This is a genomic window from Macrococcus epidermidis, from assembly GCF_024205965.1.
Taxonomy (GTDB): Bacteria; Bacillota; Bacilli; order Staphylococcales; family Staphylococcaceae; genus Macrococcoides; species Macrococcoides epidermidis.
This window is the reverse complement of record NZ_CP073819.1, coordinates 927,063-952,842: the sequence shown is the minus strand read 5'-3', so window position 1 is coordinate 952,842 and position 25,780 is coordinate 927,063. Positions and strand designations below refer to the sequence as shown.

The following is a 25,780-nucleotide window of genomic DNA, read 5'->3' as shown; positions in this document are numbered from 1 at the left end:
TTATTTCTTCTTACCTTTAACATATTCAGTATCAAATACGAATAGTCTCAATAATAAATATAATGAAGGAAGTAATAAAAGTAAACCTAAAATAAACACCACAACTAATCCAAATGCCATCGTTTCATTTACAACAGCTTTGTCCATATTGACATAAGGATATAAAATATAAGGTAACTTAGAAATCCCATACCCATAGAATGCAGAAGCAAATTGCAGAATGACCATGATAAGGCCTATTTCAAGATTTTTCTCAAAATAATATAACGCAAAAGCAATCAAGAAAAATACGATACTTAGTCCAAATAACCACCAGTATTGTCCTGTTGCAACATCGAAATGCTCTTTATTTTGCTGTCTTAAACTCAAAAATGTAAACTGACAAATTACAAGCATAGGTAATGCCCATATTAAAAACCATGTTCGAAGTATCTTATACGCAGGTCTATCTTTTGCTTTGTGTGCATAAACTGTTAAAAATGCTGAAGAAATATATAACACTGAGATGATACATAAAAATACAACACTCCATGCAAATGGACTCATTAATAATTCAAACCATTTCAATTCAACACCTTGAGCAGTCTTTGTGATAAAGCCACCTTCTGATATGGTTAATACTGTTGAAAAAGCTGCAGGAATCAGTAATCCTGAAATACCATATAAGGCTACCCATGCAAGTTTAGAGTCTTTCCCATACGTTTCAAATGCATAAAATGATCCACGTATTGTAAGCAGTATTAGCGCTATACTTACAGGCAGCAACAAAGTTGAACCGAAATAATAAGCTGTATCAGGGAAAAATCCTACAATACCTACGAAGAAGAACACTAAAAATACATTCGTAACTTCCCATACAGGATTCAAATATCTTGATATAACGTCTTTTAATTCATTTTCCTGTGATGTAAGTTTCGCATATAAAATAAAGAAACCGGCACCGAAATCAATAGCTCCTAAAATAACGTAACCAAATAGAAAAGTCCATAATACTAAAATACCAATATGTTGATAATCCATTATTTGGCACCCCCTTTGGCAAATTGCTCTACATCAAATTGTGCCGGCTTATCTTTATACATACGGAGTAATACGTAGCTACATGAAAAACCTAAAACAAGATAAAGTAATCCAAAAGCAACAAGCACAAGGCTCACACCATCTGCATGCGTAGCACCTTCAGCAACTTTCATATAACCTCGTAATAACCATGGTTGACGTCCCATCTCAGCTAGGAACCATCCAAATTCAATAGCTAACATGCACAGAGGTCCAGTTAAAGCAATGAGATATAGCATGAAATTATGCGTTGCTAACTTATTTTTAACTTTATTTAATATTACATATAGTACACTGACAGCAAAACTAAACATACCGAAGAACACCATAAGATCGAAGAAATAATGAATGATCAAAGGGGGTTGTTCATCTTTAGGTATTTCATCTAATCCTTTAACAGTCGTATCAAAACTGTTATCAGCAAGAAAACTTAACATACCAGGTATTTTTATTGCGCCTTTTACTTCCTGTGTTTTTTCATCAAGAACACCAAATAAGACTAAGTCAGCATTTTTATCACTTTCAAAATGCCATTCCATTGCCGCTAATTTTTCCGGTTGTTCATTGTGCAGGAACTTCGCTGATAAATCACCCGCTAATATCGTCAATAAACTAAAAATCAACCCTACAATCATCGCCATTTTTAAAGATTTCATGTGATAATCTTTATCTTCTGGAAATTTATTACGTAATAATTTTACGGCTGCTACACTTGCGATACAAAAAGCTATTGTCATTCCACCTGTTGTTACAACATGGAAAGAACGCACTAAAAATGAGCTATTTAACATTGCTTGAATTGGATCAATATCTACTAGCACTCCATTTTTTACTTTGAATCCTTCCGGTGTATTCATAAATGAATTTACACTTGTGATAAATAATGCGCTTAATGTTGAACCGATAATAATTGGTATATTAAGTAACCAATGTGTCCATTTATTTTTAAAGCGATCCCATGTATATAAATATATACTTAAGAAAATTGCCTCAAAAAAGAATGCAAATGTTTCCATAAAGAGTGGTAATGCTATAACCTGACCACCCAACTGCATAAAAGATGGCCATAATAATGACAGCTGTAAACCGATAATCGTTCCTGTAACAACACCTACAGCTACTGTGATTGTAAATGTTTTTGCAAAACGTCTTGCCATTGCCGTATATTTCGGATTATTATATTTTATGCCTAACCCTTCCGCAATCATTATCATCAGTGGCATTCCAACACCTATTGTGGCAAAAATAATATGAAAACCTAACGTCATCGCTGTTAATAAACGACTTAACACAACACCATCCATGTATATCCTCCTTTTGTGATTGTACTCACATTTCTTTAAGTTTAATACACCTTATAAGGAATATAAAGAGAAACGCCTAACAGTTTTGTGACAAATATGTGATCATCTTCGAACGATTTAAATTACATTTGACCATAATACCATTAATATTGATAATTCTGTCTGAAATCGCTATAGTATTTATAGTTATTAAAAAGTAGTAAAAGAGGTAATGATATGAATATTGAAATATACACACAAGATAATTGTCCACCATGCGAATTTATTAAAAACTACTTCAGACAATCTTCACTTCAATTTAAAGAAAAAAATATCAAAAATATGGCATATAAAATAGAGATGATTGATTACGATGCTTTGAGTACCCCACTTATAAAAATAGATGAAAAATTATTCTATACACCAGATATCGAAGCCATTGAAAAGTATATGGAGACTAAAAATGATTAAGTTATTAATGTATAGCATGATAGACCGCTTCGGAAAAAGTTTAGTACCATTATTCCATTCCAATCCCAAAAATGTTGATGTAGATAATATAACTATTAAAGGCTTGAGATTACACCATGCTCGACCGCTATCAATTGTACATATCTCAGATTTACACGTCGGCTTTCAGTATAATTATCATGATTTAATAGAACACATTAAAATAATCAATAAACTACAACCTGATATCGTCATGATTACCGGAGATTTATTTGATAATTTAGAAGTGTTTAAAGAAAATCCTATTGATTATATACCATTACTAAAAACAATTAAAGCCCCTTTAGGCGTGTACTTTTCTTATGGTAATCATGATCAGCGTACACACTTAACACATGATTTAGAAACAGTATTGACTAATAGTCATATAACAGTGCTGAATAACTTTGGTAAATATATTAATTATGATGGCGAAGAAATATATATATGTGGTACTGATGATATACTTAATGCTTCCGGAAATATCGAACAGGCAATACGAAACAGAAATCATCCCAATGACTACACTATTACTTTAGTACACGAACCAGATTATGCAGATTTTGTAAAGAAATTCAATGTTGACCTCCAATTATCTGGCCATAGTCACGGGGGACAAATTTTCATTCCTATGCTTGGTGCACCAATTAAACCATCATTAGGAAGAAAATATTTAAAAGGTTTATTTAATTTGAAATATAAAAAACATAGCATGTATCTTCATGTTTCCCGTGGTCTTGGTAGTACACATCTGCCAATCAGGTTTTTCGCTAAACCTCAAATAACAAAAATCTATATCAAATAAAGAAGAAGCTGAAATGATTTCAGCTTCTTCTTTATTTTGTTGAATTATAGATAAGCATCTACTAAAGAGATTACTTCTTCTTGTGTTGAACTATTTAATGCCTGCTCAGCAAGTTTAGACATTTCAACTTGGCTTAAGTTTTTAATTTGGCGACGAGCACGTAAAATACTCGTCGCACTCATTGAAAACTCATCTAAGCCTAATCCTAATAATAATGGAATAGCTGTTGTATCTCCAGCCATTTCTCCACACATACCTGTCCACTTACCTTCTTTGTGACTCGCATCAATGACTTGTTTTACAAGTCTTAAAATTGCAGGGTTATATGGTTGGTATAGATAAGAAACACGCTCAGACATACGGTCTGCAGCCATTGTATATTGAATTAAGTCATTCGTACCGATACTAAAGAAATCAACTTCTTTAGCAAAGATATCAGCCATAGCTGCTGTTGATGGAATCTCAACCATGATGCCTAATTCAATATTATCGCTAAATTTAATGTTTTCCTTCGTTAAGTTAGCTTTTTCATCTTCTAAAATAGCTTTTGCTTCACGGAATTCGTTAATTGTTGCGATCATAGGGAACATGATACTTAAATTACCATGAACAGATGCACGTAATAAAGCTCTAAGTTGAGGTCTGAAAATTTCAGGTTGTGCAAGACATAAACGTATCGCTCTGTACCCTAAGAAAGGATTCATTTCTTTAGGTAAGTTTAGATAAGGTAACTCTTTATCTCCACCAATATCTAATGTTCTTACTACTACACGTTTACCATTCATCTCTTTTAAAACTTTAGCATACGCTTCATACTGCTCATCTTCAGAAGGCATAGTGTCGCGTCCCATATATAGAAACTCAGTACGATATAAACCAATACCTTCAGCGCCATTGTTTACAACACCAGTTAAATCATCAGGTGTTCCAATATTTGCTGCAAGTTCAACATGTTTTCCTTCAGACGTTACAGTTTTATCATTAACAAGTTGTTTAAGTAGTTCTTTCTCCTCAATAAATTGAGATTGCTTCTGTTTATAGGCTGTAATTGTAGCTTCATCAGGATTAAGAATCACTTCACCTTCGATACCGTCTACGATTACAAAATCACCTTGTTTAACTAGTGAAGAAATATTTTTTGTACCAACAACAGCCGGAATTTCTAATGAACGGCTCATAATTGCAGAGTGAGAAGTACGGCCACCGATATTAGTAGCAAATCCCTGAACAAAAGCTTTATTTAATTGAGCTGTATCTGAAGGTGTTAAGTCTTCTGCAATAATTACTACTGGCTCATCAATTAACGTCGGATTTGGTAATGTAACGCCTAAAATGTGAGATAAAACACGTTTTGATACGTCTTTAATATCTGCTGCACGCTCTCTCATATATTCATTATCCATCGATTCAAAGATAGTAACAAAATTATTAGCTACTTCAGATAAAGCAGCTGCAGCGTTTGATTGATTATTTTTAATATTTTCTTCAATTGGGTTAATAAGTTCCGGATCTTCTAATACTAACAAATGTGCATCAAATATAGCAGCTTTGTCAGGTCCTAATGCAACTTCAGCATTATTTCTGATTTGCGTTAACTCTACTTTTGATTGATTTACAGCTGCTTTAAATTTTTCAACTTCAGCAGCTGTATCTGTAACTTTTTCATCTGAAAAAGATAAGTCAGGTTCAATCATAAGGTAGGCTTTAGCAATCGCTACACCATCAGATGCGCCTATCCCTTTAATGTGTTCCATTATTTACTTAAACCTTCTTTAACTAAAACATCAGAGATAGCTTCAATCGCTTCTTTCTCATCTGAACCTTCAGCATAGATCGTGATTTCAGCATCTTTGCCAACTCCTAAACTCATAACACCCATAATTGATTTTAAGTTAACTTTTTTTGCATTATACTCTAATTGAATATCTGATTCAAATTTACTAGCAGTTTGTACTAACATTGTTGCTGGACGTGCATGAATACCTGTTTCATCAATAATAACGTAAGATTGTTGTTCCATAATAAAAGTCTCCTTTGGTTGCATTTGCAACAGTTTATTTTATATATAACTTTATTAGTCTATACGATAGATAATATATCAAATAAATCCCTTAACTTCAATTAATTCAACGTATTATATTAGACAATTATCACTACAAATATCAAAATGTCTGAAACTTGTAAAATTTAAATTTTTGATTTACATTAATTCTCTTGCTACTTTTTCACATTTTTCAATATGTGCTTTGCCTAACTTTTGCATCATATAATAGCTTATTGTTCCAGAGACAGCTTGTCCGATAACCGGTACCCATTTCGATTGTTTCAGTACTTCTCTTCGAAGCAGTGTTTTAAATAAAACAGCTACTAATCCTTTAGTAATTTTTTTACCGATGAAATCGCTGCCTGTTTTAGCAGCCGAAAAAACTATTTTTTGTTTCATTTCATCACTATAACCACTCACTTGTTTATGGCTTAAACCATATACTGCATTAATTTCCTCAATAATATCTGACATTAATTTCATATCTGCAGTCACATCAATGCCAGGAATCGGAACAACTGCTGCTGCTGAACTCATTAACGATTTATTATGAATTAATTTTTCCGAGCGTTCACGACGATCAATTAAATCACTTTCATTTTTAGGAAGCTGATTAATTTCTTTCTTAACTTTTTGATCTTTATTCATAGCATTGGTCGCTATATTAATTGCTGAATTTAAAATACCCATATTATCACCTCTAAAATTTAATCAAATTTCTTAAAAGTATATTCCCTAAATAATTTAGTTTTAATCTAAAAGTTTTATTCTGATAAGATTTTAATTGTAATTACTTTTAAATATTTCGAAGCTTTATATTTATCAGTTGTTTTAAAGTCTTTAGGAAGACCCATAATTGATTCAATTTCAAATTGGCATAATGGCGTTAGCGTATCTGTTATCATTTTTTTAAATTGTTTTAACGGTACATTAGAAGCATTCGTCGATAAAATTAAATAACCATTATAGTTCACGAGCGGAACAGCAGCCTCTATGAGTTCATGATAATTATCTTTTACAGAGAATACTTTTTTCTTATTACGTGAAAAACTAGGTGGATCTATGATGATCGCATCAAATGTATTAAGATGACGCGCAAAATATTTCAATGCATCGAACGCATCTAAAGTATAAAACTTCTGAGATTCTAAAGTTAATTCGTTAATAGCGAAATTCTGTTCCATCAGTTCAATAGATCGCTTTGCAATGTCCACATTTGTAGTTTTATAGCTATTCGTTGCTGCAGCAATAGAAAAGCCACCCGAATAAGCAAATAGATTCAGGAAGTCATTTCCTTTCGTCTCAAGCTTCAATAATTTCTTACGTACATCTCGTTGATCCAGAAATAGACCGGTCATAGCACCGTCATTTAAATCAATCATGTAACTGAGATTATTCTCTAAGATCATTATTGGAAATTCAATAGTTTCATCAGTTATTTGGTGAGTCGTCACATTTTTATCATATCTAAGTTTTTCAAATATACTTTTATATTCAAAGATTTGTTGAATTGCTTCTACAATCACAGTTTTAAACTGATAGATTCCTTTTGAATACCACTGAATTAATAAATGTCCATCATAACTATCTATCGTGAAGCCACCTAATCCATCGCCCTCACCGTTGTATAGTCGAAATGCATTTGTATCAGTCGCATTGAATAAAGACGCTCTAAATTCTTTAGCAGTTTCAAATAAATTAATAAAGTATGATGTCTCTAAAGCTGATACATAGCCTTCACTAACTTTCCAGCCAAATCCTCTATTTTGTAATCCACAATAAAATGTACCTAAATGCTGGCCGGTATCACTTTGAACAATAAATAATTCTCCCTCATGGATATCATCTTTTTGATAAATATCATCATTTTCTATTAAAAGATAACCTTGTTTAAATTTTTCCTGTTTATTTTTTTTGAGTAATACGCTTTTCATGTTTGTACTCCTTTAGTTTGATAATTTTACTATAACACAAAAACGGCAGTTGCCATCAGAGGCAACTGCCGTGATATATATTCGGAAAAATTAACTCCCATCCCCATGGGTTAATGTTTACTCTTTGATTATATACCGTATTGTTGTAGTACACAACAATAATTTCACAAATTAATTAAGCGGTGTGTTATATCACGCGTATTAATATCGTTTACGTATGTGAATAATATATAGCGGTACAACAAACATAAACATCAGCAATAAAATAGGTGGGATAAACAGTGCTAAGTTTATACCTTTAAATACCATTAAATAAATACTCGTCACAATTTTTAGCGTCAAAAAAGAAATTGTAAAAAGTTGACCAAAGTATCCTTTTCTTTTGAAATGAATTCTAATAGAGAAATAAATATATGCTATGATAATCATCAGTAGTCCAACTAGATTAATCCATTCATAGAAATATTGCATTTTTACGACATTAAATTTACTTGCATCAAATAAGATATTACGATTATTCAGTTCAATAACTGTAATGACGAACATTAATGCACTAAGTAAAATTTCAATATGAAATGACCTTATCCATCTTGGACGTTTAAACCACGAAGGTATGTCTTCTTCTTCAAGATTAATTTTATCTTTAATAGAATTAATCGCTCTTTTAAAGCATAATATTATTTTTTCATCAACCTTTAACGACGTTGTTGATAGTTTTTCAATCGTTGAATTTGTTCCTTCCTGTAACTTCTGATTGATTTGTAAATCTCTTTTCTTTTTATTGCGGCGACTTAATTTTTCATGATCATCATTTTTTGTTGGTAATGTTCTTTTCAGGAAAACATAATTAAACAAACATAATGCTGCAATTAAAAGTAGTACTATAAAATAAAAGTTAATACTCATAACATCTAACGGTGATACTTTTTCTTTATTTAAATTATCATAGACAGCAAGTTGTGACATAAAATAAGCTATCCCGTATACTCCAATCAATACCACAAAATGAAATTTACGGTAATGCTCATTGAGTTTACGACGATTAATCGTATAATAAACAAGAAAGATAAAAAATAATAAATAAAACAATGAAAATATACCATATACTTCAAATAAAAAGATGATGATTACAAGCAAAATGATACTTGCTGCTAAAAGATAATAGTATGCGATCGTTTTATCAAAAATGGTCGTTTCTTTAAGCTTTCTTGAAATATAGATAAATGATAAACCTATAATAATTAATAGAACGCCGTAAATAGCAGGATAATTTTTGATATAATGGCTTAATAGTTTAATTAATTCAAAAATATAAATATTAATAAAATCAAAAAAGTTATACATATGTAATTTATTGATATCTATATCTTTAAAATGCGCAATCTGATTGCCATGATAAATAATAAAAATACCCAAAAATATACTTATGGCAGCTATAAAGTAGCCAATTAGTATTTCAAAATGTGTTTTAATCCAGTTCATAATTCCACCTCTCTACCATTATATGAAAATACTTATTAAATGTCTTTTAAATCATAAAAAATCATCCTTAAGTATGAGAATGTTTAACCTATTTAATTCAGGGAATAAATAAAACATAACAAGTATAGGAGGTAGTTAGTATGACTGACAAATACGAAGAAATTAAAGAAGCTGCTGAAGAAGCAAAAGAAAATAATGATAAGCAAGAGCAAGAGAATGAAAATGGTGGCAACGAGCAAACAAAAGAAGATATCCAAAAAACATTTGAATAATAAATAAAGTCGCCAAATTGGCGACTTTTTTAAATACCTTTATTACCAATATCTGTTCGATAAAACAATCCATCGCTTTTAATATTTTCAACAAGTTTATAGCTATTTGACTGAGCCTCTGCTAAATCATGACCTTCTCCTAGAGCAATCATTACTCTGCCTCCTGTAGTGACCCATTCACCGTCTACTTGTTTTAAAGCCGATACAATATAATCTTGCTGATAATCATATCCTTTAACAACCGTTCCCTTATCATAATTACCCGGGTATCCCTTTGACGCAAGAACTACACCACATATCGTCTTATTTCTCCATACTAAATCAAGAGGTTGTTTTTGATCAACCGCTTCAATCAAATCAATGAAATCTGTTTCTAATCGGCGTAATAAAACTTGTGCTTCAGGGTCACCAAACCTTGCATTAAATTCAATGACTTTCGGACCTTCTGCAGTTACAATAGCACCAACATAAAGTATTCCGAAATAATTGAGTCCTTCTTTATGCATCGCTTCAACGATAGGATAAACAATTTCATTATTTGTGCGTTCGATTATTTCATCACTAATATGACTTACAGGGCAGTATGCACCCATGCCTCCTGTATTTGGTCCGTTATCACCATCATATGCACGTTTATGATCCTGAGCTATCGTATCAAACGGAATACAGAAATCATCGTTTACAAATACCATCAGTGAAAATTCCTCACCTTCAAGGTACTCTTCAAAGACAACTTTAGCATCCTTTTCTGTATAAAAATCATTAATAGCGTCAAAGGCAGTTTCATCATCCATTGCAACTACTACACCTTTACCAGCTGCTAATCCGTCATATTTAATGACGATTGGTGTTCCTTGTGCTTTCACATAGGCGATTGCTTCTGTTTTATCGTTGATTGTTTTATATTTTGCTGTCGGAATATTATATTTTTCCATTAATACTTTTGCAAAATCTTTTGATCCTTCCATTTGGGCTGCATTTGCATTCGGACCAAACGTCTTGATACCTGCTTCTGTTAAACGATCACTTAATCCATCAATTAATGGTTGTTCCGGACCTACAACGACTAAATCAATTTGATTGTCTTTTGCAAACTTCACAATTGCATCATGGTCATTTTCTGCGATATCAATGACTTTAGCTTCTTTTGCCATCGCTTCATTGCCTCGAATTACATATACCTCATCTACGCGTTCAGATTGACCAACCTTACGCGCTAAAGCATGTTCTCTACCACCAGAACCAATAACTAATACTTTCATAACTGCCTCCTAGTGTTTAAAATGACGAACGTCTGTCATAACCATTGTGATACCGAATTCATTTGCTTTATCGATTGAATCCTGATCTTTAATTGATCCTCCTGGCTGAACGATACATTTAATACCGGCAGCATGTGCTGTTTCAACAGTATCACTCATCGGGAAGAATCCGTCACTTGCCATGACTACATTATCATTTATTTCAATTGCACGTTCAATGGCAATTTTAGCTGAACCAACGCGGTTCATTTGACCAGCACCGATACCGACAGTTTGTTTTTCATTCGCTAAAACAATGGCATTCGATTTCACACTTTTTACTACTTTCCAGCCTAATTCGATCGCTTTCCATTGTGCTTCTGTAGGTTGTGTATTTGTTACAACACGCATGTCTTCTTTTTTAACGTTTAATAAATCTTTATCTTGTACTAAATATCCGCCAGAAACAGAAACAAATTCTTTTTCTTTATCTTCAATCGTCATATCAATTTCAAGTAAACGTAAATTTTTCTTTTGCGTAAGCACTGCTAAAGCTTCGTTGCTAAAGCTTGGTGCAATAATAACTTCTAAGAATATTGAATGCATAATTTCAGCAGTTGCTTTATCAACTTCACGGTTCACTGCAACAATACCCCCAAAGATACTTTGTGCATCCGCATCATAAGCATTTTGGAAAGCCTCCTGAATTGTACTGCCCGTTCCAACACCACAAGGATTCATATGTTTTACAGCCACTGCTGCAGGCATATCAAACTGTTTCGCTAAGAAAAGGGTAGCATCTGCATCTTTAATATTGTTAAAGCTTAGCGGCTTACCATGCAATTGTTTCGCACCTGCTAATGTATTATTTGCGTCACTCGTTTTTATGAATTCAGCCGCTTGATGAGGGTTCTCACCATAACGTAATGATTCTTTATTATTGCTAAAGAAGTTTACTATCGCTTCGTCATATTTATTTGTGTGAGAAAATACTTTTACCATTAATGATTTACGGAATTCGTAATCAACCGCATCTGCTTTAATTTTTTCAATTATTGTATTGTAATCTGACGGATCAACTACTGTAATAACATGTTTAAAGTTTTTAGCAGAAGAACGTAACATTGTTGGTCCACCAATATCGATATTTTCAATTGCATCTGCTTCAGTAACATCTGGTTTAGCTACCGTGGCTTCGAACGGATAAAGGTTTACTGCAACAAGGTCTATTGGGGCAATGTTATGGGCTTTTAATGCTGCAACATGTTCGCTATTATCACGATCCGCTAAAATACCACCATGAATTTTAGGATGTAATGTTTTTACTCTTCCATCCATAATTTCAGGAAAGTTAGTTAATTCGCTCACTGATTTTACGGGTATATTATTTTCTTCTAAAGTTTTTTTAGTTCCACCAGTAGAATATACTTCATAGTCATTTGCTACTAAATTTTGTGCAAATTCAATAATGCCAGTTTTGTCAGATACACTTAATAATGCTTTTTTCATTGTCGACTCCTTATTGAATCAATTTTTTTATTACTCTAGGGTACAATTCATATTCAAGATTTTGTACACGCAATTGTAAAGTAGCTTCGGTATCGTCTTCGTAAATTGGACAACTCATCTGATCTATAATCTTTCCAGTATCCATTCCCATATCGACATAATGCACTGTTGCACCTGTCACTTTAACACCGTATTGCAAAGCTTGTCCAACTGCATTCTTGCCCGGAAAACTCGGCAAAAGTGAAGGATGAATATTGAGTATTTTTCCTTCATAAACATCCAGCAAAGTTTCCCCAACAAGTTTCATATATCCAGCAAGAATTATCCATTCTACTTTATCTTTTTGAAGTTGTTCTAATATAGCTTTTTCGTAAGCAATTTTATTGTCATATTGTGCAAGCTCAAAGATTTGAATAGGGGTTCTAAATCTTCTTGCGCGTTCTATAGCAAAAGCTTCTCTTTTGTCAGTATATAGTCCAACTACTTCAATATCTGTTAAATAGTCTGCCTGAATATTTTCCATAATCTTTTCATAGTTAGAACCATTACCAGATGCAAAAATTGCAACTTTCTTCATGTTATACCCCCGTGATTTCTATCTCTTTATCACCTGAAACAACTTTACCAATCGTATAAATTTCTTCATTGAATTGAGATTGAATAATTGATTGAATTTTTTCAACTTCACTTTCATTCACGATAAAGATGAAACCAATACCCATATTAAAAATATTATACATTTCTAAAGCATCGATTTGACCTTTTTCCTGTAATAAATCAAAGATCGGTAATTTAGGTATTGAAGTAACATCGATTTCCGGATAAACACCAGCAGGAAATACACGTGGAATATTTTCGATAAAACCTCCACCAGTAACATGACACATGCCATTTACTTTTGCATTTTCTAATACTGCTTTAGCTGCTTTGACATAAATTCGCGTAGGTTCTAATACTGTGTCTAGTAGGGTTTTACCATCAGCAAACTCAGCATTTAAATCTAAATGATTATCTTTAATAATTTTTCTAACTAAACTATAGCCATTAGAATGAATACCGCTTGATGCTAATCCTAAAATAACATCACCTTCAGCAATTTTTGAACCATCGATGTATTCAGGTTTCTCAACAGCACCAACTGCAAATCCAGCAATATCATAATCTCCAGTGTGATACATATCGCCCATTTCAGCGGTTTCTCCACCGATTAATGCACATTCACTTTGTACACACCCTTCAGCTACACCTTTAACAATTTGTTCAACGATGACTGGGTCTACTTTATTTAATGCTAAATAATCTAAGAAATATAGCGGCATTGCACCTGTCGTTAAAATATCATTAACACACATTGCCACAGCGTCAATACCGATTGTATCGTGTTTGTCAGCATCAATTGCTAATCGTAATTTCGTTCCGACACCATCAGTACCTGAAACAAGTACAGGTTGCTTCATGTTTAACTGTGAAAGATCAAATGCAGCACCAAAGCTACCTAATCCACCAAGTACCTCTTTACGCATCGTCCTATCAACGTGTTTCTTCATTCTTTCTACCGCTTCATACCCAGCGTGAATATCTACTCCAGATTCTTTATAACTCTCAGCCATGGTTAGACTCCCTTCTTCTTTTTCTCTTTGTCTTCAGGTAATAAGTGATCAATAATTTCAATCGGATAATTTCCAGTGAAACAAGCGTTACATTCACCTTTTGAATCGAATTGACTAAACACTTCGTGCATACCTTCAACAGATAAATATGTTAATGAGTCTACTTCTAAAATGTCTTTAATTTCTTCTACACTTTTATCGGATGCGATGAGTTCGGCATGTGTTGAAACATCGATACCGTAATAGCAAGGATGAATAAGTGGCGGAGAAGAAATAGCCATATGTACTTCTTTTGCACCCGCATTTTTTAAAGTCTTCACAATAAACTTACTTGTTGTCCCACGTACGATAGAATCATCGATGACAACGACACGCTTCCCCTCAATGACGTCTCTAACTGGTGAGTGCTTCATACGTACCGCACGTTCACGTAGAGTTTGGTTAGGTGCGATAAATGTACGACCCACATAACGATTCTTAATTAATCCTTGTTCATTCGGAATACCAGATTCAATAGAGAATCCTTTTGCTGCTTGTAAAGAGGAATCAGGAACTCCGATAACGATATCAGCCTCTATATTCATCTCTTTTGCAAGTTGTTTCCCTAAAGCTTTACGAACTTCATAAATCGAGTGTTTTCTGAATTCAGAATCAGGTCGAGCAAAATATACATATTCCATTGAACACATATGTGATTCAGTGTTCGTTGTATAAGTATCTTCTACTAAACCGTCATGAGAAAATACAAGTACTTCACCTGGTTCTATATCACGAATGTAATCAGCACCTATTGCTGTAAATGCACATGTTTCACTTGCAACACAATAAGCGCCGTCTACTTTTCCTAACATTAACGGACGTACACCATTACTATCACGTGCCACAAACATTTGCTCCGGATGTAAAACTAAAAATGCAAATGCACCTTTAATTTGGTTTAGTGCAGCTTTAAAATTAGCTAATTTATTATTTGATTTCGCCTTTAAAAGTAGATGCCCTAATACTTCAGAATCGCTAGATGTCTGGAAGATTGCACCTTCAGATTCTAGTGCTAATTTAATTTGTTCTGCGTTTGTTAAGTTACCGTTGTGTGCTAAACCGATATCACCTTTAGAATGTTTAAAAATAAACGGCTGCACATTTGACAGTTCAGATGCACCTGTTGTTGCATATCGAACATGTCCAATCGCATGATTAAAATCACTTAATGAACTTAGTTTAACTTGACTGATCGCCTCTGGTAATAAACCCATACCACGTGCACCGTAAATATTCGACTCGTCAGAACATACAATACCAGCACCTTCCTGCCCACGGTGCTGTAATGAATGTAGTGCCATATACGTGAGGTCAGCGGCATTTGGGTGACCCCAAATACCGAAAACGCCACATTCTTCATTTAGGCCTCTGATGTCATACATGTTTCGATTGCCCCTTTCCAAGACTGACTGATTGTTTCAACACTTTCAGTAATTTCGCCTTGGTTTGTTTTTAATGTAAATGTATCTCCACCAAATGTTCCAATTTCAACTGCATTTTCAGGAACATAACCTTCTTTTGCGATTAAAATATAATTGCCTTGTGTTTCTGCAAATACTTCTGCGTTTGATGCATCCACTCGAGCATCAATTCCTGTATTAAAGTAAGCAGTGATTTGCGCTAATTTAATCGCTAATCCACCTTTACCTACTGCTTGTACGTGTGATAATTTACTTTCAGTAATCGCTTTACGAATTGTTTCTCCACGTTCTACTTCTTCTGTTAAATTTATATTTGACGTTACGTGAGATACTTCATTGAATAATAATTTTTCAATCTGTGATCCACCGAAATCTGGTTTAATATCTCCAACTAAGTAAATTTTCTCACCAGCTTGTGGTTTGAAATCATTTAAATAATTTACATCTTCAATTAATCCAACCATACCTACAACTGGTGTTGGGAAGATTGCATCACCTTTTGTTTCATTATATAAAGATACGTTACCTGATACTACTGGCGTATTAAGTGCAGCACACGCTTCGGCCATACCTTTAGTAGAATCAGCTAATTGCTGATAAATTTCAGGCTTTTCTGGATTACCATAGTTTAAGCAATCTGTCATCGCAAGTGGTAAACTACCAACTGCAATTAAGTTGCGGTAGCTTTCCGCTACTACCATTTTTCCGCCTTCATATGGATTATTAAAGACATATCGTGCTTCACCATCAATTGTTGAAGCAATTGCTTTATTTGTGCCTTCCACACGCGTTACACCAGCTGATAAACCTGGTTTAATAATCGTATTTGCACCAACTTGTTGATCATACTGTGAATATGCCCATGTTTTAGATGCAATTGTTGGATGATTTAACAGGCGAGTAAATACATCTTTTGCATCAATGTTGTCATAGTTATAATCAACATCAGCAAATTCAGCTGCTTTACCTTCTAATACGTAAACAGGTGCTTCATCGCTTAACGGTTGAACAGGAATGTCTGCAAAGACTTCACCTTCATATGTTAAAACGAAGCGATCTGTATCTGTAACTTCTCCGATTACTGCTGCGTCTAATTCGTGGTGTTCAAATAAGTCTAAGAATTTTTGTTCCGTACCTTTTTCTACTACTAGTAACATACGTTCTTGTGTTTCTGATAACATCATTTCGTATGGTGAAATACCCGCTTCACGTGTAGGTACTTTCTCTAAATGTAAGTGAATACCGGACTCACCTTTTGCAGCCATTTCTGAACTTGAAGAAGTAAGACCTGCAGCACCCATATCTTGAATACCGACTAATTCTGGATAAGTAATCGCTTCAAGTGTTGCTTCCATTAACTTTTTACCTACGAATGGATCACCAATTTGTACTGATGGACGTTTCGCTTCACTTTCTTCACTTAACTCTTCAGATGCGAATGTCGCGCCGTGAATACCGTCACGACCAGTTTTTAAACCAACATAAATTACAGGGTTGCCAGTACCTTTAGCAGTTCCTTTTTGAATTTTGTCGTGATCAATAATACCAACACACATTGCATTAACAAGTGGGTTACCATCATAGCGAGAATCAAATTCAATTTCACCAGCTACCGTTGGAATTCCGATACAGTTACCGTATCCACCGATACCAGCAACGACACCTGAGAACAATCGTTTATTTTGTTTTTCGGTTAATTCACCGAAACGTAATGCGTTTAATAATTGGATTGGACGTGCTCCGATTGATACGATATCACGAACGATCCCACCAACACCTGTTGCTGCACCTTGGTAAGGCTCGATTGCAGAAGGATGGTTATGAGATTCTACTTTAAATACTACAGCTTGGTTATCACCGATATCAACGACCCCAGCACCTTCACCAGGACCCATTAATACGCGTTCACCAGTTACAGGGAATTGCTTCAAGAAAGGTTTAGAATGTTTATATGAACAATGTTCACTCCACATTACAGAAAAAATTCCGATTTCAGTGTAGTTTGGCTTACGCCCTAATATTTCTACTACTTTATCGTATTCTGTATCTGTTAGGCCCATTTCTGCATATAACTTATTATCTTTAATCTCTTGTTCATTTGGCTCTAAAAATTTAACCATTCTTATTTCCCCCAACTTTCTAAAATTGATTGGAATAACTTCACGCCATCATCTGTACCTAATAATGATTCCATTGCACGCTCTGGGTGAGGCATCATGCCGCATACGTTACCTTCTTTATTCACAATGCCAGCAATATCTTCAATAGAACCATTTGGATTGTTTTTATAAGTTAAGATAATCTGATTGTTGTCCTGTAATTCTTTTAACGTTTCAGGTGAGCAATAATAATTACCTTCACCGTGTGCGATAGGATAGATGACTGTTTCGTCTTTATCATATTGATGCGTAAATTTCGTCTCATTATTAACAATTGTTAATGATTCATTTTGACAAATAAACTTATGACTTGTATTATGCATTAAAGCACCAGGTAATAATCCAATCTCCGTTAAAATTTGAAATCCATTACAAACACCTAATACAGGACGACCTTCTTCTGCTAAACGCTTAACTTCAGGAACAATCGGAGCAACGCGAGCCATCGCGCCACAACGTAAATAATCACCAAATGAAAATCCACCAGGAATTAATACACCGTCAAATCCTTCTAATGAAGTTTTTCTATAATCAACATATTCCGCTTCAAAGCCTGTGTTAAGAGCTGCATTGAACATATCTCTATCACAGTTAGAACCAGGAAATTCAATAACAGCAAATTTCATTATTTTGTCTCCTCATCTTCAATAATTTTGTAGCTGTACTCCTCGATAACTGTGTTTGCAAACAATTTTTCACTTAATGTATTTACAACATTCGCTACTGCCTGCTCACTTGCTTCGTCAACCGTCATATATAATACTTTTCCAACGCGAATGTCATCAACCTGTTTATATCCTAAATCGTGTACTGCACGTGTTAAAGCTTGGCCTTGAGTATCTAATACCTGTGGTTGTAAAGTGATGTGTAATTCAATTTTAGTCATGATTATAATGCCTCCAGTTTATTATAAAATTTAGTATATGTTTCAATTAGTGATCCTGTATCATTGCGGTAAACATCTTTATCGAAGTTCTCATTTGTTTCTTTATCCCAAATACGACAAGTATCCGGTGAAATTTCATCAGCTAACAATATATTGCCATCGCTATCTTTACCAAATTCAATTTTAAAATCAATAAGTTTTAAATTCATTTCATCCATTATCTTAATTAATGTTTCATTTACGATTAATGCCTGACGTTTTAATTCAGCGATATCTGCGTCATTTGCTAGACCTAATAACTTAACATGGTCATCGGAGATAAAAGGATCATTCAATGCATCTTCTTTGTAGTAGAATTCAACGAGCGGTTTTTCAAATGCCTGACCATTTTCAAAGCCCAGTCTTTTTACAATTGATCCTGCAGCAAAATTTCTTACAACAACTTCTAACGGAATAATCGTTACTTTCTTCACGAGTTGCTCAGTGTCACTCGTACGTTCAATAAAATGACTATCAACGCCTTCTTTTGCTAATCTTTCAAAGAAATAACTCGTAATTAAGTTATTTAAGCGCCCTTTTCCTTCCATCTTATCTTTCTTTGCACCATTACCAGCTGTTACTTCATCTTTATATTTAATACGATAAATATTACTATCATCAGTATTGAATACGCGTTTAGCTTTACCTTCATAAACTAATGTCATGACATCATCTCCTCATATATAGGATAATACGTATCCTCTTTATCGTCTAACAAAAGGGTAATATGTCCCATTTTACGATTTTCTTTTCTCACTTCTTTGCCATACACATGAACATGCCATTCCGGATGATTATTGAAATAATGCTCCATAGCATCTAAATCTTGTCCTAATAAGTTATACATCACAGCTTTTTCGTGTAGTCTGATTTGTTTAGGTAATGTATAGCCAATTACTGATAGGATATGTGTATCAAACTGTGAATAATCACATGCTTCTATAGAATAATGACCTGAATTATGAGGTCTTGGCGCAATTTCGTTAACGTATAATTCACCAGTCTTATCAATAAAGAATTCAACAGTAAATGTACCAACAAAGTGAATTTTAGAGATAATTTTTTCAACTTCTGCAACTGCTGCATCTTTATAAGCATGTTCCTTTTCAACTGTTGTCTTAAAAAGAATTTGATTACGATGAATATTTTCCTGTACAGGAAAATAAACAATTTCCCCTTGTATGTTTCGTGATGCCGTTATAGAAATCTCTCTATCAAGTTCGATCATTTTTTCAGCAACAAGTACTGCATCTTCTACCATTTTATATGCTTCATCCAGCTCAGCATCACTCTTTAATACAAGCTGACCTTTACCATCATATCCACCAAATACAGTTTTCAATACAATCGGATAGTCAAGATCGGCTATCGCAATATCAAGAGAAGCTTTAGAATCAACTTTATAGTATGGTACAACTTTAGCACCGCTTGATGCGATTGCTTCTTTTTCAGAAAGACGATTTTGCAAAATGCCAACAGTTTCATATCCTTGGGGAACATTGTTTTCACTACAGATTTCTTTTAATGTTTCTGCATTGATATTTTCAAATTCATATGTGATTACATCACTAACGTTGCTTAACGCTTTCAAACCTTTTAAATCATTGTAAGGTGATTCAATAAATTTATGTGCAACAAATCTTGCTGGACATGTTGGATCTGGATCTAAAATATTCACTTTAAATCCCATTCTCTGAGCGGACTGTGCCATCATCTTTCCAAGCTGTCCACCGCCAATGATTCCAATCGACTGACCAATTTTAAACTTATTTAAGGTCATGCTGCATCGCCTCAACTTTCTCTACTAATGAAGCTTCATATCGATCTAACTGCTCAATTAGCTTTGCATCTTTTAAGCTCAATATTCGCGCAGCTAGTATACCAGCATTTTTAGCACCCGCTTTACCGATAGCTGTTGTTGCTACAGGAATTCCACCCGGCATTTGTACGATAGAAAGTAATGAATCCATTCCTTTTAACGCCTTCGTTTCGATTGGCACACCAATCACCGGAACAGTAGTCATAGAAGCTACCATACCTGGCAAGTGAGCAGCACCTCCAGCACCAGCGATAATAATATCGACTTCATTATTACGTGCATTCTTTGCAAATTCAACCATTTCTAATGGGGTTCTATGCGCCGAAACAACTTGTTTAATATAAGAAACATCAAAATATTCTAACATTTCGCAAGCTTCCTTCATTGTAGACCAGTCAGAAGAGGATCCCATAATTACTGCTACCTTCACCTTTTATCACCCTTTATGAATTATTTGATAAACGCTTTAAATTAAGTGTATATTACTTATATAGCATAACAATTAGGGTTTGATTTTTCAATGTAAATTACGAACAATTACAAACTTTTTTATAAAAATATTAATATTTGTTCGTATTTTTGATTGTTTTTTTGCTATAATAAACTTAATCGTTCGAAAAAAAGATGGAGGGATTTTTTCATGACAGCAAAAGTGTTAGATGGTAAACAAATTGCGGTAGATTATCGCGCAGGATTAGCAAAAGAAGTAGAAGCGTTAAAAGCACAAGGCGTTACACCAAATTTAACAGTAATCCTTGTAGGAAATGATGGTGCAAGTCAAAGTTATGTAAATAACAAGAAAAAATCAGCAGAAAAAATTGGAATGTCATCTGAAATTATTCACTTAGATGAAACGACAACAGAAGAAACTTTATTAAACGAAATTGAAAAATTGAATAATGATGCAAATGTTCATGGTATTTTAGTACAAGTGCCACTACCTAAGCAAATTGATGAAACAAAAGTATTAGAAAAAATTGCACCAGAAAAAGACGTTGATGGATTTAATCCAATCAATATAGGTCGCTTGTATGCAGGTGTTGAAACATATATTCCATGTACGCCACTTGGCATCATGGAGATCTTAAAAAATGCTGATATGGATTTAGAAGGCAAAGACGTTGCAGTAATTGGACGTAGCCATATTGTAGGACAACCTGTTTCTAAATTATTAACTGATGCAAACGCAACGGTAACATTATTACACTCTCGTAGTAAGAATATGAAAGATGTATTAAAACGTTCTGACGTTATTGTTTCAGCGGTTGGTAAGCCTGGATTGGTTACTAAAGAAGATGTTAAGCCAGGAGCTGTTGTAGTAGATGTTGGTAACACTGTAGTAGATGGTAAATTAACAGGCGACGTGAAATATGATGAAGTAAGTGAAGTAGCCAGTGCAATTACACCAGTACCAGGTGGTGTTGGTCCATTAACAATTACAATGGTATTAAACAATACATTATTAGCAGCAAAACGCAGTATGAAGTAAATATAGACAAAAAAACTGGTACAAATGTACCAGTTTTTTATATTGTTATACTCATTTTTGGACCAAATGGTTCAAAGTGAACTTGGCTACGATCAATATTCATTTCATTGAATACTTCTAACATCGCTTCCATGAAAGCAACAGATCCACACATATAAATTTCCTCATTACCATTTATAATATCCGTTAATTTTGCTTTATTTAAACGACCAACAGATTCTGAATAATTGAAGAAAAATTGAACATTTTCTTTATTATGAAATTTCTTTATTTCTGCTTTAAATGGCACAGCGTCTCTATTATAAGCAGAATGTATGAATTTAATATTACGCCCTTTTTTATCTTCATCTTCTAGCATTGCCATAATTGGTGTCATACCTACACCACCACTGATTAATACGATATCTTTCTCTTGCGGTGCATCTACAGTAAACTCTCCTGCCGGTGCTGATAATAATAATTCATCTCCAACTTTTACATTATCATGTAAGTAATTAGAAACCATTCCTTTTTCACTGCCTGCTACATCACGTTTCACTGCAAATTTAATCCCTTTAGTAGAATCTACTGAACAAATTGAATAATGGCGTAATGCATCATTTTCTTCATTTTCAGGATGTACTTTAACTGTAATATATTGTCCAGCTTTAATCGGTTGAACTTTAATATCATCAGAAATAACAGTATATGATTTAATTTCTGCACTTTCTTCTTTAATATCAATAACTTTAAACGGTTTAAAATCATGCCATTCTTCTTCTTCATATAACGCATTTTCCATTTGAATAAAGACATCAGCGATAACGCCATATGTTTTCGTCCATGCATCAATAATTTCTGGTGTCGCTGCATCTCCTAATACATGACCAATCGCCCAAATTAAATTCTCTCCAACGATTGGATAATGTTCTTCTTTAATTTGTAAAGCTCTATGTTTATGTGCTATTTGATTAACATTTGGAATAATGGCTTCTAAATGATCAATATGTTTTGCTGCTGCAATTACTGTTTGAGCTAATGCAGTCTGTTGTCGGCCTAATTTTTGATTTGTTTTATTGAAAATATTCAGTAATTCCGGATGTTCTTCAAACATATGTTTATAAAATGCTGTAGTAATTGCGTCACCATGCTCTTCTAAAACCGGAATCGTTGCCTTGATAATACTTTTTGTTTCTTCTGTTAACATTTTTCTTCCCCCTAAAAGTAGTATTTAAAATATATCTTTAAAACACATCTATAATGTTACATCTATAAAGAGAAAAACTCAACCATAATCCTTTAATAATATTCATAAATTAGTAAAATATTAATTTTTTATTTGATAAAAAAAAGACTATAATAATGGTATGAGGAGAGGATTAACATGAAGCTTACTTTATACTCAGACTATTCTTTACGAGTACTCATGTTTCTAGCGAGATCTGAGCAACGTACACAAATAGATGAAATTGCAAAATTTTATAATATCTCTAAAAATCATTTAACTAAAGTTGTAAATAATTTAGGTACTTTAGGTTATATCGAAACTACCCGTGGTCGTGGTGGTGGTATTACGCTTAAGATGGCTCCTGATGAAATCAATATTGGCAAACTTATCAGAAAAACAGAAGAACATTTCAATATTGTTGAATGCTTTGATAGAGAGACGAATACTTGCCCAATTATTGATCATTGCGGTTTGATGAGTGTGTTAGGAGAAGCTTTGTCTGCATATTTAAAAGTGCTTGATCAATATACTTTAAAAGATATACTTGCGAAAAAAACATTTACACTATAAAAAGCACTAGGATTTCTCCTAGTGCTTTCAATATGTTTATAGGTCAATAAATTTATACAAACCTAACCAATATGCCGGAAGAATATACGCTTCACGGAATGCTTGATCTTTACCTGCCTGATATTCATTCCATTTAAGTCCATCTTTACTTTTAACACCGACTACTGAAATATCATAGCCATAATCTTTATTTGCACGATCGTATGCAAGTTTCGTACGCGTTGCATGATAATCACTTGTAACTACTAACGCTGACTTTAAATTATGTTCTTTCATTAATTTTAAAGTTTCCGTAGCATTTGTCCAGGTTGATGTTGCCTTCATCTCTTTTATTATAGCCTTACTTGGTACACCCGCTTCTTCTACTGCTTTAACATTATTTAAACCATTTTTATCTTCAATTGCAGGTGAAATCATGACTTTAGGTGCATAGTTTTCTTCATAGAAACGACCTGTTTCAGTATATCGACCACTATCTCCACCATCAATCATTATGATTACATCGCTTTTCTTCGGTTTATCACCATGATCAACATTGTTATAACTCCATATTCCAATTCCCACTGCAATGATTGCTAATAATAATAACACACCGATAATACCAAGCAATTTCTTCTTCATTGATTTGTTCCTCCTGTTATCGATTTAACCATAGTTTTGGATATTGCCATAACTCATGTTCTGCTGATTTTCTACCTTCAGCTGTTTCTAAATAATTTTTACCTTTTAATTTCACAGACTGATGATAAAAGTTAAATAATGGATTAGTTTTCTCAAATGTTGAAACTAAACGTTTCATTTCATAGTCACGCCCAACAAGAATACAATCATCCATATTTTCATTATGCATAATTTCAGCAGCACTTATCGCTGAATCTTTCATAGAAACACTATAATATTCTGGAATAACGCTCAACTTATTAATGCCTACTTCTTTCAGTAATTGTAAACTATTAACATCATCATTGACAATAAAAGGCGTATATATAAGTTTACTTTCTGGATTTTTAACTAATAATTGTTTTGCAGTGCTTAATATCTCTTTATCTTGCTCAGGGTTATAAACCAATACACAATTACTTGATTTTATATGATCATTTATCGCTAGATGTTTGAATTGATGATGAAAGAATGTAAATACTAATGTACTTCCAATATATAAAAGAATGGTAAATATTAATAATAGTCGCCAAAAGTTTTTCATATAAATCCCACTTTCAACAGCTCATTTTTCACTTTATTCAAAAAAAACTGAAACTTTCATTTCAGTTTTTAATTGGATTTATTTTTGAATAATTTTCTTAATTGAATCGCAAACAAATACAACATCTTCGTCAGTCATTAATGAAGCTGATGGTAAACATAATCCTCTTTCGAATAAATCTTTGGCAACATCTTCATCATGTGTATAATACTTTGTACCTTCAAATACAGGTTGCATATGCAATGGTTTCCATACAGGACGAGATTCAATATTTTCTTCAGCTAATTTAGCAATTAAATCATTAGGTTGAATACCTAATTTAACTGGATCAATCGTTAAAGCTGTTAACCAACGATTTGATTTCGTTTCTGCTAATTCAGGCATTAATTCAATACCATCGATATCGCCAATTTCACGCGCATAAATATCAAAGATTTCACGACGACGATTTACACGATCATCCAAAACTTCCATTTGTCCACGACCAATACCTGCACATACGTTACTTAAACGGTAATTATATCCAACCACGCTATGTTGATAATGAATAGCCTGATCACGAGCTTGTGTAGATAAGAAACGCGCTTTTTTCGTTAATTCATCATCATCTGTCATCAACATACCACCACCACTTGTTGTGATGATTTTGTTGCCATTGAATGAAAAGATTGAGAACTTACCAAAAGATCCTGATTTCTTTCCTTTGTATTCAGCACCTAAACTTTCAGCTGAATCTTCAATCACTGGTACACCGTATTCATCACATAATGCAAGTAATTCATCGAACTTCGCAGGTTGACCATAAAGGTTTACAATCACAACTGCTTTCGGTAATTTACCATTAGCTTTCGCTTCTTTTAATGCTTTTTCTAATGCAACAGGAGACATATTCCATGTTTCGCGTTCACTATCGATAAATACAGGCGTTGCTTTTTCGTAGCAAATTGGATTTGCACTTGCAATAAATGTCAGTGAAGAACAGAAGACTGTGTCTCCTTCTTTAATATCTAACAATTTAATTGCTAAGTGAATCGCTGAAGTTCCAGAATTTAAAGCCGCACCTGAATGTCTTCCTACATAATTAGATACTACTTCTTCAAATTTATCTACGTTAGGTCCGAGAGGAGCAACCCAATTTTGATCAAATGCTTCTTTAACATATTTTTGTTCATTTTCACCGATATGTGCAATTGATAAATGTAAACGTTTATTCATTATA

Annotated in this window: 27 protein-coding genes; 5 read left to right on the top strand and 22 right to left on the bottom strand. The window is 33.6% G+C overall.

From position 1 onward, the window contains the following. Entirely contained in the window at positions 1-1,020 is a 1,020-nt protein-coding gene (locus tag KFV12_RS05045) for a cytochrome d ubiquinol oxidase subunit II (protein WP_111714466.1), read from the bottom strand. Then, on the bottom strand, positions 1,020-2,363 hold the full coding sequence (locus KFV12_RS05040) for a cytochrome ubiquinol oxidase subunit I (protein ID WP_111714465.1): 1,344 nt from the start codon (positions 2,361-2,363) through the stop codon (positions 1,020-1,022). Before KFV12_RS05040 ends, KFV12_RS05045 begins: the two co-directional genes overlap by 1 nt. Before the next feature lie 216 nt (positions 2,364-2,579). Between KFV12_RS05040 and KFV12_RS05035 the strand changes: the two genes are divergently transcribed. Beyond that, positions 2,580-2,813, top strand: a complete 234-nt coding sequence (locus KFV12_RS05035) for a glutaredoxin domain-containing protein (RefSeq protein WP_111714464.1) — start codon at positions 2,580-2,582, stop codon at positions 2,811-2,813. After that, entirely contained in the window at positions 2,806-3,636 is an 831-nt protein-coding gene (locus KFV12_RS05030) for a metallophosphoesterase (RefSeq protein ID WP_254257451.1), read from the top strand. The genes KFV12_RS05035 and KFV12_RS05030 overlap by 8 nt, the downstream gene beginning before the upstream one ends. 44 nt (positions 3,637-3,680) lie before the next feature. Here KFV12_RS05030 and ptsP read toward each other — a convergent pair whose 3' ends face one another. The 5 genes from ptsP to auxA form a co-directional block, all read right to left on the bottom strand. Beyond that, the gene (gene ptsP, locus KFV12_RS05025) at positions 3,681-5,393 is read right to left on the bottom strand and encodes a phosphoenolpyruvate--protein phosphotransferase (RefSeq protein WP_254257626.1); all 1,713 of its coding nucleotides are present in this window, start codon (positions 5,391-5,393) and stop codon (positions 3,681-3,683) included. Further along, positions 5,390-5,656 carry a phosphocarrier protein HPr gene (locus tag KFV12_RS05020; protein ID WP_099580678.1) on the bottom strand — a complete coding sequence of 89 codons (267 nt, stop codon included), beginning with the start codon at positions 5,654-5,656 and terminating at the stop codon, positions 5,390-5,392. Before KFV12_RS05020 ends, ptsP begins: the two co-directional genes overlap by 4 nt. Before the next feature lie 180 nt (positions 5,657-5,836). After that, positions 5,837-6,370, bottom strand: coding sequence for a DUF697 domain-containing protein (locus tag KFV12_RS05015; RefSeq protein WP_111714461.1), 534 nt, complete (start codon positions 6,368-6,370; stop codon positions 5,837-5,839). Positions 6,371-6,444: 74 nt separating this feature from the next. After that, on the bottom strand, positions 6,445-7,614 hold the full coding sequence (locus KFV12_RS05010) for a class I SAM-dependent rRNA methyltransferase (RefSeq protein WP_254257450.1): 1,170 nt from the start codon (positions 7,612-7,614) through the stop codon (positions 6,445-6,447). Positions 7,615-7,815: 201 nt separating this feature from the next. Beyond that, positions 7,816-9,096: a lipoteichoic acid stability factor AuxA gene (gene auxA, locus KFV12_RS05005; RefSeq protein WP_240838198.1), complete on the bottom strand. Its 1,281-nt coding sequence runs from the start codon at positions 9,094-9,096 to the stop codon at positions 7,816-7,818. 140 nt (positions 9,097-9,236) lie between these two features. Between auxA and KFV12_RS13275 the strand changes: the two genes are divergently transcribed. Then, on the top strand, positions 9,237-9,368 hold the full coding sequence (locus tag KFV12_RS13275) for a hypothetical protein (protein ID WP_255724817.1): 132 nt from the start codon (positions 9,237-9,239) through the stop codon (positions 9,366-9,368). A gap of 29 nt (positions 9,369-9,397) precedes the next feature. On the opposite strand, the gene purD is transcribed toward KFV12_RS13275, so the two are convergent. The 11 genes from purD to purE are packed head-to-tail and all read right to left on the bottom strand — an operon-like array spanning position 9,398 to position 20,521. Then, the gene (gene purD / locus KFV12_RS05000) at positions 9,398-10,630 is read right to left on the bottom strand and encodes a phosphoribosylamine--glycine ligase (RefSeq protein ID WP_254257449.1); all 1,233 of its coding nucleotides are present in this window, start codon (positions 10,628-10,630) and stop codon (positions 9,398-9,400) included. Between the two features lie 9 nt (positions 10,631-10,639). Further along, positions 10,640-12,118: a bifunctional phosphoribosylaminoimidazolecarboxamide formyltransferase/IMP cyclohydrolase gene (purH, locus tag KFV12_RS04995; RefSeq protein ID WP_111714457.1), complete on the bottom strand. Its 1,479-nt coding sequence runs from the start codon at positions 12,116-12,118 to the stop codon at positions 10,640-10,642. A 10-nt stretch (positions 12,119-12,128) separates the two neighbouring features. Next, the gene (gene purN, locus KFV12_RS04990) at positions 12,129-12,695 is read right to left on the bottom strand and encodes a phosphoribosylglycinamide formyltransferase (RefSeq protein ID WP_111714456.1); all 567 of its coding nucleotides are present in this window, start codon (positions 12,693-12,695) and stop codon (positions 12,129-12,131) included. Position 12,696: 1 nt separating this feature from the next. After that, on the bottom strand, positions 12,697-13,728 hold the full coding sequence (gene purM / locus KFV12_RS04985) for a phosphoribosylformylglycinamidine cyclo-ligase (RefSeq protein ID WP_239242870.1): 1,032 nt from the start codon (positions 13,726-13,728) through the stop codon (positions 12,697-12,699). 2 nt (positions 13,729-13,730) lie between these two features. Continuing rightward, positions 13,731-15,149: an amidophosphoribosyltransferase gene (gene purF, locus KFV12_RS04980; protein ID WP_254257448.1), complete on the bottom strand. Its 1,419-nt coding sequence runs from the start codon at positions 15,147-15,149 to the stop codon at positions 13,731-13,733. Further along, positions 15,128-17,308: a phosphoribosylformylglycinamidine synthase subunit PurL gene (gene purL / locus KFV12_RS04975; protein ID WP_254257447.1), complete on the bottom strand. Its 2,181-nt coding sequence runs from the start codon at positions 17,306-17,308 to the stop codon at positions 15,128-15,130. The genes purF and purL overlap by 22 nt, the downstream gene beginning before the upstream one ends. 2 nt (positions 17,309-17,310) lie before the next feature. Continuing rightward, positions 17,311-17,973, bottom strand: a complete 663-nt coding sequence (gene purQ / locus KFV12_RS04970) for a phosphoribosylformylglycinamidine synthase subunit PurQ (RefSeq protein WP_239242867.1) — start codon at positions 17,971-17,973, stop codon at positions 17,311-17,313. Beyond that, entirely contained in the window at positions 17,973-18,233 is a 261-nt protein-coding gene (gene purS, locus KFV12_RS04965; RefSeq protein WP_099580658.1) for a phosphoribosylformylglycinamidine synthase subunit PurS, read from the bottom strand. The genes purQ and purS overlap by 1 nt, the downstream gene beginning before the upstream one ends. A 2-nt stretch (positions 18,234-18,235) precedes the next feature. Further along, positions 18,236-18,937 (bottom strand): phosphoribosylaminoimidazolesuccinocarboxamide synthase, encoded by a 702-nt coding sequence (gene purC / locus KFV12_RS04960; RefSeq protein ID WP_239242866.1) that lies wholly within the window; start codon positions 18,935-18,937, stop codon positions 18,236-18,238. Beyond that, positions 18,934-20,052 carry a 5-(carboxyamino)imidazole ribonucleotide synthase gene (purK, locus tag KFV12_RS04955; protein WP_239242865.1) on the bottom strand — a complete coding sequence of 373 codons (1,119 nt, stop codon included), beginning with the start codon at positions 20,050-20,052 and terminating at the stop codon, positions 18,934-18,936. Before purK ends, purC begins: the two co-directional genes overlap by 4 nt. Then, the gene (purE, locus tag KFV12_RS04950; protein ID WP_254257446.1) at positions 20,039-20,521 is read right to left on the bottom strand and encodes a 5-(carboxyamino)imidazole ribonucleotide mutase; all 483 of its coding nucleotides are present in this window, start codon (positions 20,519-20,521) and stop codon (positions 20,039-20,041) included. The genes purK and purE overlap by 14 nt, the downstream gene beginning before the upstream one ends. Before the next feature lie 210 nt (positions 20,522-20,731). On the opposite strand from purE, the gene folD reads away from it, so the two are divergent. Then, complete coding sequence (gene folD, locus KFV12_RS04945) at positions 20,732-21,580, top strand: bifunctional methylenetetrahydrofolate dehydrogenase/methenyltetrahydrofolate cyclohydrolase FolD (RefSeq protein ID WP_111714448.1); 849 nt, start codon at positions 20,732-20,734, stop codon at positions 21,578-21,580. Positions 21,581-21,617: 37 nt separating this feature from the next. On the opposite strand, the gene KFV12_RS04940 is transcribed toward folD, so the two are convergent. Continuing rightward, positions 21,618-22,766 carry a globin domain-containing protein gene (locus KFV12_RS04940; RefSeq protein WP_254257445.1) on the bottom strand — a complete coding sequence of 383 codons (1,149 nt, stop codon included), beginning with the start codon at positions 22,764-22,766 and terminating at the stop codon, positions 21,618-21,620. Between the two features lie 177 nt (positions 22,767-22,943). On the opposite strand from KFV12_RS04940, the gene KFV12_RS04935 reads away from it, so the two are divergent. Next, entirely contained in the window at positions 22,944-23,357 is a 414-nt protein-coding gene (locus KFV12_RS04935; RefSeq protein WP_239242864.1) for an RrF2 family transcriptional regulator, read from the top strand. Positions 23,358-23,393: 36 nt separating this feature from the next. Here KFV12_RS04935 and KFV12_RS04930 read toward each other — a convergent pair whose 3' ends face one another. The 3 genes from KFV12_RS04930 to KFV12_RS04920 all read right to left on the bottom strand — a co-directional run bounded on the left by KFV12_RS04930 (position 23,394) and on the right by KFV12_RS04920 (position 25,776). Next, complete coding sequence (locus tag KFV12_RS04930; protein ID WP_254257444.1) at positions 23,394-23,978, bottom strand: YdcF family protein; 585 nt, start codon at positions 23,976-23,978, stop codon at positions 23,394-23,396. Between the two features lie 16 nt (positions 23,979-23,994). Further along, positions 23,995-24,561, bottom strand: a complete 567-nt coding sequence (locus KFV12_RS04925; RefSeq protein WP_254257443.1) for a YdcF family protein — start codon at positions 24,559-24,561, stop codon at positions 23,995-23,997. A 78-nt stretch (positions 24,562-24,639) separates the two neighbouring features. Next, positions 24,640-25,776: a DegT/DnrJ/EryC1/StrS family aminotransferase gene (locus KFV12_RS04920; RefSeq protein WP_133422816.1), complete on the bottom strand. Its 1,137-nt coding sequence runs from the start codon at positions 25,774-25,776 to the stop codon at positions 24,640-24,642. Positions 25,777-25,780: the final 4 nt, after the last annotated feature.